Raw genomic sequence first — 10,820 nt, 5'->3', positions numbered from 1 at the left:
GTTCGATCATGAATACGCCAACCGTATCACGATGCAGGAAATGGGCGCCATGGGCATCAGCCTGCGCGGCCCCAACCAGGCGGTAGGCACCCTTTCAGGCGGCGAGCGCCAGACCGTCGCCATCGCTCGCGCGGTGCATTTTGGGGCAAAGGTCCTGATCCTTGATGAACCCACGTCGGCACTTGGCGTGCGCCAGACGGCCAATGTGCTCGCAACCATCGACAAGGTCCGCAAACAAGGCATCGCGATCGTGTTCATTACCCACAATGTGCGCCATGCCATGGCCGTGGGTGATCGCTTCACTGTGCTTAATCGCGGACAGACATTGGGTACAGCCTTGCGTGGTGATATCACCGCAGAACGGCTCCAGGATCTGATGGCCGGTGGGCAGGAGCTTGCAACGCTCGAGAGCTCGCTTGGCGGGACGGTGTGATGCCTTTGGCAAAATACGCAACTGGCGTACAAACACGTCGATGACACAACGATGATTACGGCCTCTTTGAGAATTCAGATCAGTCATTGTGCTGTCTTCAAAACATAGATGTCGTGTCCGTCCTGATCGTAGTTAAGAAGTCGGTTCAAGGCTCTGGCTTCGCTGGTCTGAGATCCCATCCCGAACGCATAGATCGTGTCGGGGAAACGCTTTTGTGGCGAAAGTTACATGACTGAAAATTTGCACCGTCCTCTCCTCCGTTGCTTTTCGCTGAAGAAGACCTCCTCAGGTTTAACGCTCGAAAGATGAGGTGTGAAAAGAGGTCGTAGAATTATTGCGTCTTCCAGGCATCATCTTTCACCTGTTCCGGCACGCTATCGTTTCAAATTCTGCTCGAGATAGAGAAAGGCTAGCTTCAATGCGCTCTCACGGGTTACCGAGCCTGGATCAAGGCCCATGCGTAGCCACAATCCATCGATCAGCGCACTAATGCCCAGCGCCAGTTCCTCGGCTTCGTCACGGTCCCTCAGCTCCCGCAGTGCCGAGAGAAGGTTTGAACGCATCCTGGCATGAAAAACCTTTTGAAGGCGGGCAAGTTGCGGTTCGCGCGGAACCTCTGCGCAGAGCGATAGCCAGGCGTGGCTGATTGACGGCTTGAAAAATTCTTCCTCGAAGTTGCCGAGGATAATCGCTCTGACCCTTTGTTCCGGATCTTGTGCATCGCGCAGCCGTTTGACCACAGCCCTGCTCAAGGCTCCGTTCGCTTCTCGCATCGCCTGCTCGAACAACTCTTCCTTGTTGCGAAAATAGTGCAGCACAATGCCTTTAGAGGCACCTGCATAGGCGGCCACCTTTTCAAGTGTGGTGCCGGCCAGACCTTCCTTCTGCAAGACGCAATAAGCCGCGTGTCGCAGTTCTCTGCGTCGAATTTCGCTGATCCTCGAAAGTCTAGCCATCATGCACTCTTTTCAATCTCAGCCTGTCATTGACAATCCAACCAGAAAGATCAAGAGTTGACCGTGTGGTCAATTAATTGACCGCGTGTATAATAAGATGAACCGGGAACTGAGATGATGAAAAGCACGACGTGGAAATTCGTACATGTAGGCTTGTTGACCACCCTGTCTGCGGTCGCATCGGCGCAGTCTGTCCAGGCTGCCGAGCCCGAGGGCTGTCAAACCATTCGCCTGGCCGAGCCGGGCTGGAATGACCTCGCCTTCACCACAGGTGTTGGCATGACGCTGTTGAAACATCTCGGTTATGATGCCAAGTCGTCGCTTCTAGGCATCGACGTGATCTATCTCAGCCTGAAGAACAAGGATCTCGACGTCTTCCTCGGCTATTGGGACCCGGCGATGATCACGTATGCAAAACCTTATATCGATGAAGGCACGGTTGAGACCGTCACGGTGAACCTTAAGGGTGCCAAATACACGTTTGCCGTTCCAGCCTATGTCTACGAGGCGGGCGTGCGGGATTTCTCGGACCTACAGAATTTTGCCGATCAGTTCGATCGCAAGCTTTACGGCATCGAACCCGGCTCGAACCAGCTCATGCTGGATGCCCAAGACGATGCGGCTCTCGGCCTTAAGGGCTGGGAAGTGGTCGAATCCAGTGAACAGGGGATGCTGGCAGAGGTCCAGCGCCACGAGAAGGAAAAGGACTTCATTGTGTTTCAAGGCTGGGCGCCACATCCGATGAACACGCGATTTGACATGAAGTACCTCACCGGGGGCGACAAATTCTACGGCCCGAACTTCGGCGCCGCGACCGTGTCGACGCAGGTGCGCAAAGGGTACAAACAGGAGTGCCCCAATGTGACGAAGCTGCTTGAAAATCTGAAATTTGACGTGGAGTTCGAGAATAAGGGCATGGGCTACCTGATGGATGATGGACTGGATCCCGAAGCCGCGGCGGCTAAGGCCATTGAAGAAGACCCAGCGCGATTGGACGCTTGGCTTGCCGGTGTCACGACTTTCGACGGAAAACCGGGGCTCGATGCAGTTCGTCAGGGCCTCGGCCTCTGATGCCAAAAGACAAGGATGCCTGGCGCGAGCAGAAGAAGCTTGTCCTTCTGCCGTCGGGCAGACACCTCGCGGTGGTTGATACGGGAGGCAGAGGCGAAACGGCTTTGCTGCTGCATGGCTATTCCGACACCAGTCGCAGCTATCGTGCACTCTGTCAGCATCTGAACAGGTTTCGTCTAATCATTCCCGACCTGCCCGGACACGGGGATAGCTCGGACGATGATTGCGCAGACCTTTCGACAATCGTGGAGGATTTGGCGACCGTTGCAACCCGTCTTGACTGCGCGCCCTCCCTGGTGGTCGGACACTCCTTCGGCTCCCTGCTCGCGATGGAGATTGCCGTCCAGAAGCGGTGGAGTCGCCTCAAGATCGTGACGCTTGCGGGCTCGCCTTGTCCAAATCTGACTGGTTTGAAAGCTCTGGACCCCATCCGCCTTTTTGTCGATGCGGTGGATGGGGCCGATCCCTTCCTCACACACTGGTATTCCAGTCCCGTGGAACTGGATCCGCAGTTCCTTTCCAAAGTGAAGGCCGACGCCGTCCGTATGGCGGTCAGGAGTTGGCACCACTATCTTGCGTTGCTCGAAGACACTGATCTGCGCGGCAAGCTCAGGGACATCGAGGCGCCTTTCCTTGCAATCGCTGGAGAATGCGACCTATTGTTCGACGCTCCCCACGTTGACGCGCTTTGTCAAGGCACGAAGCACGTCCAAAGCGTGATGCTAAAGGGACTTGGTCACAATCCTCATTGGGAAGAACCGGCACAGGTCGCAGCCCTAATCGAGGATTGGTTAGATACTCTAATGCGGCAAAACGCTCGCGCACTCAGGTAAGTATCTTGAACCTTATCAGCTTTCTCACAAAGGCAACGGTGCCTAGGGCAATAAGGTCCGGGTGAACCCGGAAGAACGGAGGCGGATGACTTGGACGTCTTTTCAGCTCGGCGTAGCGGGCTTAGCGGCTTTGCGACGCAACAACGCCCATTGCATGAGCGTGAGGGGCCATTTGCATCAACTCGAACTCTCCGCGCTTGAGATGTAGCGCTTGTCGTTGTCTTCGTTCGTGCCCAAGCGGCACTGAATGATTTAGACTAACGCGTTGCCCGTCTACAGTTCGAAGGGCGAGATCTAGCGGGTGGTCAAATTTGCGACGGATGTCACCAAACGCATGGCATCTGTTGGCATTCTGGGAGATGCAATACGCGAGCTTGCGGCCGGAAACCTGGCCTCCCAGGTCTCCGCCCCCATCGACCCGTCCATGGAAACAACGCGGCTTGATCTCAATGCCGCTGTCACGACCCTCGCCAATTTGATCGGCGACATCTCGGGAACAGCGGGAGAGATCGCGCAGACTGCAAGCGAACTGCACGAAAGTGCTGGCGGGATTGCCAAACGCACTAAACAACAGGCTGCTGCGCTTGAGCAGACGTCGGCAGCTTTGGAAGGGATCACCCAGACGGTGAGCGATTCCAGTATGCGCGCGGCAGAAGCTGGGAATCTTGTGAGGGAGACCCGTTCGAGCGCTGAGCATTCCGGGCGGGTGGTCAAGGACGCCGTGAGGGCTATGGGAGAGATCGAGGCCTCCTCAAAGGAGATCTCGTCAATCATCAGCGTTATCGACGAAATTGCGTTCCAGACTAACCTGCTGGCATCAATGCAGGCGTCGAGGCCGCGCGCGCCGGAGAGGCGGGCAAGGGCTTTGCCGTTGTAGCTCAGGAAGTTCGTGAACTCGCCCAGCGCTCCGCGACAGCTGCGAAAGAGATCAAGCAGCTCATCTCAAAATCTGCAGCACAAGTGCAATCCGGCGTCGACCTCGTGCGCCAGACGGGCTCCGCCCTTGATGGCATTGTCACGCGGGTGCAGGAAATCGACCGCAACGTGCTCGCGATTGTCGAGGCAGCGCGCGAACAGTCGGTCGGTGTAAAGGAGATCGGCCAAGCTGTTCATCAGCTCGATCAGGGAACGCAGCAAAATGCGGCGAGCGTCGAAGAGCAGAACGCGGCTAGCGAGCAATTGGCCGAGCGCGCACAAATGCTTGCAAGCCTGCTGAGCCGTTTCCGAACGGGATCGGCTTCTGTCCGGGATGCAACCTCGACGCAATGGAGGAAGTCTGCGTGAGCGAACCTGTCAGACGCTTCGCGGCGTTTGACCTAGCGATTCCTACGCGACGCTCTCGTCCGCGGCCCGACCCTGCAACGTGTAGTGGGTGGTCCGATCGCTTTTGATCGCAGACTTCAAATATTCCAAGGCTATGACCGAGTTCGGCCAAGACAAGGTCTAGGATGAAGCGGAGCTCACGCCATATCTAAAGTCGCCAAGGACTATGGTGAAGGGCACTAAGGTGACCATCGCAGGCCTGAAGAGGGACAATGAGATTGCCAATGTTATTGCTTACCTAAAGGATCCGGCAGCAGGCGGCCCGTGATCTATATCGTAACTCTTAAAAGCGGCAGCTGTTTCGCAGCGGTCGCCTTTCTCCGTTTGCGCATGATTTCTCGTCAGGACAGATCCCATCACAAGTCTTCAGTGATCTCCTCACACCTACCGGAGCGGTTTGTTCGTCAATCAGCGCTGTCACTTTTTTCTGGCAGCGTCGTGGTCGCCAGCCGGCAGGATCCTGCGGGCGAACGGGACACAAAAAAGCGCTAGCATGTTGAGACACGCGATCATGCCCCAGGCTTCGTTGATCGCCTGGGTGGTGGCGGCGTTCTGAACCAGAGGGTCGATCAGCGCGAGCATATCCTCGCTCAGGGGGCCTGGCAGGGTAGCGGTGAATTGGTCGAGGGGGACGCCGACGAAGTGGGCGGTGGCCATGTCGCGGGCCTGAAGCGCTGCGGTGATCGCCTCGATATGCATCGGCGATCGGATGTAGATGACGGTGTCGATGAGGGCGAGGCCGATCGCGCCGCCAAGATTGCGCATCAGGTTGAACAGGCCGCTGGCATCCGGCACGCGATCTTGCGGTAGGTTGCCGAGCGCCAGGCGGGTGGGCGGCAGGAGGCAGAACATAATGGCGACGCCGCGGATGATCTGCGGCCAGAGCATGCCGGCAAAATCCGTCTCCGGCGTCTGGAAGACGCTCCAGCCGAGGCCTGATGCAAAGAGGGCGAAACCGAAGGCCGAGAGAAGCCGGGCATCGACGCGCTGTTCGAGCGCCACCGCGACGGGGGCGGTGAGCAGCTGGGCGATGCCCGTCACCAGCATGATCATGCCGATCTGGAAGGCATCATGGCCGCGCACGAAGGCGAGGAAGACCGGCATCAGATAAACCGAGCCGAAAAGGCCGATGCCCAACACGAAGCTAAGCGTTGAGCCGATGACGAAGTTGCGATTAGCGAAGTGGTGCAGGTCCACAATTGGATGACTAGCGGCTAGTGTGCGCATAACAAAGAGCGTTGCAGTGACGGTGGAGAGCGCCAGCAGGCCGGGTACGGGGCCTGAGAGCCAGCCAACGGTCGGGGCCTGTTTCAGGCCGAGTTCGAGCGCCGTCAGCGCCACCGCCAGCAGCACAAGAGAGAGCGTGTCGAGGCGGCGGAATTCGTGCAGACGGACCGAATTGTGCGGCAGGTAGAGGGCGGCGGCCAGAGCCGAAAGAATGCCGGGCACGACATTGATCAGGAACAACCAGTGCCAGGAATAGGTGGCGGTGAGCCATCCGCCGACGATTGGTCCAACCGTCGGGGCGAGCACGGCGAGTACGCCTGCGATCGTTGTGGCAAGGCCTTGGCGGTGTACGGGAAAGAGGATGAAGACGGCCGAGAAGACCGCCGGGATCAGCGTGCCGCCGGAAAAGCCCTGGAGCACGCGCCAGGCGACGAGTTCGGTAAAGCTCCCGCTTGCCGCACAGCCGATAGAGGCAACGGTAAAGACTGCAATGGCGGTGACGAACAGCCAGCGCATGCCGAGGAAGCGGGTAAGCACGCCGGTAAGCGGGATCGCGATGATTTCGGCGGTCAGGTAGGCGGTCTGGATCCAGCTCATCTGGTCGGGCGGGATGTCGAGCGCGCCCTGGATGGTGGGCAGCGAGGTTGCCACCACCTGGACATCGAGGATCGCCATGAACATGCCGATGCACATGGCGATGAAGCCGGCCCAGACCGCGAGCGGGCTGCGCGAAGTCACGGCTGCTATCTCAGGCGGTCGGGACACGAGAGGCTCCTGCAAGGGCCGCATTTTCGGCGCGGATGCGCACGGTCAAGATTGCGGCGTTGAGGAGCGAAAAGACAAGCGCAAAAAGCGGCTGGCCGAGCGCCACCGGCAGGACTGCGATTTCGCCGATCACCACGACATAATTGGGATGGTTGAGGAAACGATAGGGGCCGCGCCGGACGAGCGGTGCTTCGGGCAGGATGATGATGCGGGTTGTCCAGCGGTGGCCGAGCGTTGCCAGCACCCAGATGCGCAGGACCTGGAGGGCGAGGAACAAGGCCGTCCACACGGGTTGGAGCGGATGATCCCAGGCGAGCAGCCAGAGGCCCATGAGCCAGGCGGCATGGAGGGCAACGATCAGGGGATAATGGCCGGGCGAGGCCTCGCGCGCACCCTTGGCGAGGAGTGCCCTGGTGTTGCGCCGGGCGAGCACGAGTTCGCCGAGGCGCTCGAGGGTGACAAAGGCCAGGAGCAGGGCGGCGAGTGTCATGCGGCGGCCTTCAAGGAGACGCAGCTTGCGGTGAAGCCGGGGCCAAGCGCCGTCAGCAAGGTCCGGCGCGGCAGGCCTGACTTCACCAGGCGATCGAGCACGAAGAGGGCTGTCGGCGCCGACATGTTGCCATAGTCTGAGAGCACATCGCGCTCGTGGTTCAGGCTGCCCTGGCCAAGCGACAGCGCCTGTTCCAGCGCATCGACCACCTTGGCGCCACCCGGGTGACACGCGACGCGGTCTATATCCGAAAGCGTCAGGCCGCCGCGGGCGAGGATTTTTGTCACCGCTTCGGCGACGTTGGCTTCGGCGAAAGGCGGGATGGCGCGGTCGAAGATGACGCCAAGGCCTTCCGGATCGACGCTCCAGCCCATGATGTCGAGGGTATCGGGCCACATCTGCTGGCCGCTTATCTCGACTTCGGCGATGCCGCCTTGCTGCGCGCGCAGCACGCAGGCCGCCGCGCCATCGCCGAAGAGGGCGGTCGCGACAATATTGGCCTTGGTCAGCTGGTCCATGCGGAAGGCGAGCGTGCATGTTTCGACCGCGACCATCAGCACGACCTGACCCGGCCGCGACTGGGCGAGCCGGGCTGCGATCGACAGGCCGGAGACGCCGCCGGCACAGCCGAGCCCGAAGACCGGCACGCGCTCGATATCGTCGCGAAACCCGAGGCGGGCGGCGGCGCGCGCCTCGAGGCTCGGCGTCGCGATGCCGGTCGAGGATACGGTGACGACGGTATCGACCTGCGACGCGTCAAGATTTGCCGCCGACAGCGCCTTCCGGGCGGCGTCGATGAAGAGCTCGGTCGCGCCCTCGATGTAGGCGGCGTTGCGGGTCGGCCAGTCTAGCTTTTCCAGATACCAGTCGAGCGGGCGCACCGCATAGCGCCGCTTGATGCCCGAACTTTCAAAAACCTTGGCCAGCCGCTCGAAATCGCCGAAACGCGCGGCAAAGGCCGTATGGGCAGCCCGGGCGGCGTCTCGCTGGTCGATGGAATAAAGCGGCAGGGCGGTGCCGATGGAGAGCAGTTTGGCCGTTTCAGCCATGGGTGGGTCCGATTCGCTTCGGCCGATGCGTGGCGCACCGGTATCTATAGATATAGAGACGAGATAGCAGAGGGAAAGTTTCACAGCCCTGGCTGCGCTCAGAGAGTTGCCTGACGGAGCCAGATGGTTTGCAGGTTCCCCGCTTTAAGAGAAGCGTTTACTGCACGCGACCATTGATGGCGCCGCACATCAAGACGTGGAGTAACACGATTTGCAAGCAATGCAGTTTGGTAAGATCCATCAAACACTCTTAAGCTACCATATCATGGTGATTTGGGACTTGAACAACATGCGCAGCCGCCTACTTTTTGCGCAATGATCCACGACGTCGCTCACAAACTGAACACGGCTATGTCACCTTGAGATCTAGCACGGCTTGAGACAGTTTTCTCGCGTGTATGTGAGTTGCAAGGGGTTCCTAAAACGTCACCGCCGGCGCACGAGAGCGCCAAGATACTGATAAATCTGTACCAGAGCGGCCTTAGGAACCGGCGCCAGCTTGTGGCAATGCTGACGGGGAACAGATTTTCCTGACGTATGAGCTTCGACGCCTCCCCTCCGAGGGAAACTCCCCACTTTTGCAAAAACGGGCAGCGTGATTGATGATTTTCGTGCTACCGCCTTGATCTTGGCTTCTAGGGTGGCGAACGGAAGGACGCTTGATACGGTCCGACTTGGCACTCTATCGGGAGACTGATGCGGAGAGAGACCGCGTCTGGTTTCGGAGGCTGGCTGATAAGCACGTCAAGAAGGCGTGAGAGCTGGTTACCATGACAGCCATCCTTCGAAGAACCCCTTCGGCCAGTGTCACGGTCGCCTAGGCTGCGTACCAGCTTGGGACTGGAATTCGTAGGTCCCATAAACTTGTAGAACTGAACCGTGCGGAGGTATTCTCCCTTAAGCCGACGCTTTTGCACGTCGGCGAGGAAAACGGCGATCACCACCGCCACAGTCGCGACCATGGCGGGGGGGGGTACTATCCAACCCATTTAAAGCGAAGTGGGGCGTTCCGGTTCTTCACCGCGCTCCGTTTACCCCGCGCATCCGCCCGATTGAAGCATCCCCGCAGCAGGAGTTGTGCTTCTTTGAACCGTTGCAAAGTTGATTTGATATTTGTTGAGTAAGAGCCGAAATGCGGGGCCGGACCCCCAGCGCTGTGGGTAGCAATCCCCTTCAATAGTTGCCTGTTCTTAAGATCAACTTAAGTTGTTCCTCTTGCTGATGCTGCAACTCTAGCGTCAAATCGGAACGAATCCATTTGGCCGACCAACGACAGGTCGAGCGTCGGACGCATCCTCATGCAAACGCCACTTCAATCGCCCCGCGGTTCTGAGAGATAATCCTGCAGGGGGTTTCAAGCCGTCAGCTTCACAATATGAAGTTGCGGGATGAAGTTGCGGGGAATTATTGACGTATCAGAGACTGCGATGTTGGCACCATCTGCGCCGATTGACCGGATAGTGCAGTCGATGGTCGAGCGCCTGTGATTGGTTATGATGCGACCTGATTTGAGAACCCGTCGGCGTGATCCATTCTCCTGGGTTTCTCGGCTGTGGCCCCAGACTTCGCATCGGTTGCGGCCCGCTTCTTTGGCTCGACGCATGGCTGCGTCGGGCTGAGATAGAAGCGTATAAACGTCTTTGGCGATGATGGAGGTCGCGGTCACACCGCAACTTGCCGTGACGCTGAGGGTGCCTGCCGGCCCATCGATTGTAGCGGACGCTACGGCTTGGCGAAGTTTATCTGCTGCCGCCAGCGCGCCTTCGCGACCGACATGGGACAGAATGGCAGCGAACTCTTCGCCTCCGAGCCGCCCAAAGAAGTCACCCGCGCGCAGCTGTTCATCGACTTAAAGTGGTCGACGTCGAGCATGATGCAGCTCACTTGGTGACGGTGCCGGAGTGCCTGGGAAATCAGCCGATGCGCTGCCTCCTTGAACGAGCGACGGGTCATGAGTCCGGTCAGTCCGTCGGTCGTCGCCAGTTTGGCCAAAGCGACACGGTCCATGACAGCTCCGGCCAACTCTTCAAAGACCCGCATGTCTCGTCTACCAAACGAGCAGGGTTTGTTGTCGATCGCGCAGATTGTGCCGACTACCAGTCCTTCGTCTGTTTTTAAGCGGGTAGCCGGCATAAAAGCGAACATGCGGCGGGTTAACGACCACCGGATGCCGAAAGAACCTCTCGTCAAGCAACGTATCCTGTACAATCCAACGGCTCTTCGGACTCCAGAACGTAGCGGCAGAATGTATCCTGCCGGGGAAGCTCGTCGACTGGCATACCCGCACTGGCTTTGTACCATTGTCGATGGCCGTCGATGAATGACACTATACCTATTTCAACGCTGAACATCTCCTGGATAAGGCGAACGAACCGGTCGAAGCCCGGATCCCTTGGCGAATCCAGGAGATCGAGTTCTTCTAGGGCCTGAAGACGGGTAGCTTCCTTGCGCAGAGCCTCAGCCGACAATTTTCCAGATGGACGCGTGTTTACCATATATCCTCCGGGGGCTAAGGGTATGGGCTTAACAGTAAACAAAACCTAGAAGCTGAAGAGCCTGATGGCCGCATGATTTCGCGGGCAAAAACCCGCAGTCGAAGCCGTTGACTAACCTCTATATCCGTCTTGTCAGGAAATGGAGGCGAGATGCATGACCGAGAGAACCGCGCAAACG

At 58.6% G+C, this 10,820-nt stretch carries 7 protein-coding genes and 2 pseudogenes; 4 read left to right on the top strand and 5 right to left on the bottom strand.

What is annotated here, in order from left to right; all coding sequences use genetic code 11:
• Positions 1 to 433 (top strand): ATP-binding cassette domain-containing protein (locus tag ASE36_RS08930; RefSeq protein WP_156378617.1); only part of this gene is annotated, 433 nt, incomplete at its 5' end.
• Positions 434 to 807: 374 nt separating this feature from the next.
• Here ASE36_RS08930 and betI read toward each other — a convergent pair.
• On the bottom strand, positions 808 to 1,392 hold the full coding sequence (betI, locus tag ASE36_RS08925) for a choline-responsive transcriptional repressor BetI (protein ID WP_244484376.1): 585 nt from the start codon (positions 1,390 to 1,392) through the stop codon (positions 808 to 810).
• Between the two features lie 114 nt (positions 1,393 to 1,506).
• On the opposite strand from betI, the gene choX reads away from it, so the two are divergent.
• The 3 genes and pseudogenes from choX to ASE36_RS22180 all read left to right on the top strand — a co-directional run.
• Positions 1,507 to 2,460: a choline ABC transporter substrate-binding protein gene (choX, locus tag ASE36_RS08920; RefSeq protein WP_062278378.1), complete on the top strand. Its 954-nt coding sequence runs from the start codon at positions 1,507 to 1,509 to the stop codon at positions 2,458 to 2,460.
• Positions 2,460 to 3,293: an alpha/beta fold hydrolase gene (locus ASE36_RS08915; RefSeq protein WP_062278376.1), complete on the top strand. Its 834-nt coding sequence runs from the start codon at positions 2,460 to 2,462 to the stop codon at positions 3,291 to 3,293. Before choX ends, ASE36_RS08915 begins: the two co-directional genes overlap by 1 nt.
• A 298-nt stretch (positions 3,294 to 3,591) precedes the next feature.
• Positions 3,592 to 4,577 (top strand): annotated as a pseudogene (locus tag ASE36_RS22180) (methyl-accepting chemotaxis protein); the annotation flags it as partial.
• Positions 4,578 to 5,033: 456 nt separating this feature from the next.
• On the opposite strand, the gene ASE36_RS08900 reads toward ASE36_RS22180, so the two are convergent.
• The 4 genes and pseudogenes from ASE36_RS08900 to ASE36_RS08880 form a co-directional block, all read right to left on the bottom strand.
• Positions 5,034 to 6,608 (bottom strand): DHA2 family efflux MFS transporter permease subunit, encoded by a 1,575-nt coding sequence (locus tag ASE36_RS08900; RefSeq protein ID WP_062278370.1) that lies wholly within the window; start codon positions 6,606 to 6,608, stop codon positions 5,034 to 5,036.
• Positions 6,592 to 7,098 carry an isoprenylcysteine carboxyl methyltransferase family protein gene (locus ASE36_RS08895; RefSeq protein WP_062278367.1) on the bottom strand — a complete coding sequence of 169 codons (507 nt, stop codon included), beginning with the start codon at positions 7,096 to 7,098 and terminating at the stop codon, positions 6,592 to 6,594. The genes ASE36_RS08900 and ASE36_RS08895 overlap by 17 nt, the downstream gene beginning before the upstream one ends.
• Positions 7,095 to 8,147 (bottom strand): type III polyketide synthase, encoded by a 1,053-nt coding sequence (locus ASE36_RS08890; RefSeq protein ID WP_062278365.1) that lies wholly within the window; start codon positions 8,145 to 8,147, stop codon positions 7,095 to 7,097. Before ASE36_RS08890 ends, ASE36_RS08895 begins: the two co-directional genes overlap by 4 nt.
• A 1,296-nt stretch (positions 8,148 to 9,443) precedes the next feature.
• Positions 9,444 to 10,642 (bottom strand): annotated as a pseudogene (locus ASE36_RS08880) (diguanylate cyclase).
• Positions 10,643 to 10,820: the final 178 nt, after the last annotated feature.

This window comes from Rhizobium sp. Root274, assembly GCF_001429245.1.
GTDB lineage: Bacteria > Pseudomonadota > Alphaproteobacteria > Rhizobiales > Rhizobiaceae > Allorhizobium.
The sequence above is the reverse complement of the archived record's forward strand: the minus strand, read 5'-3'. Positions and strand labels throughout refer to the sequence as shown.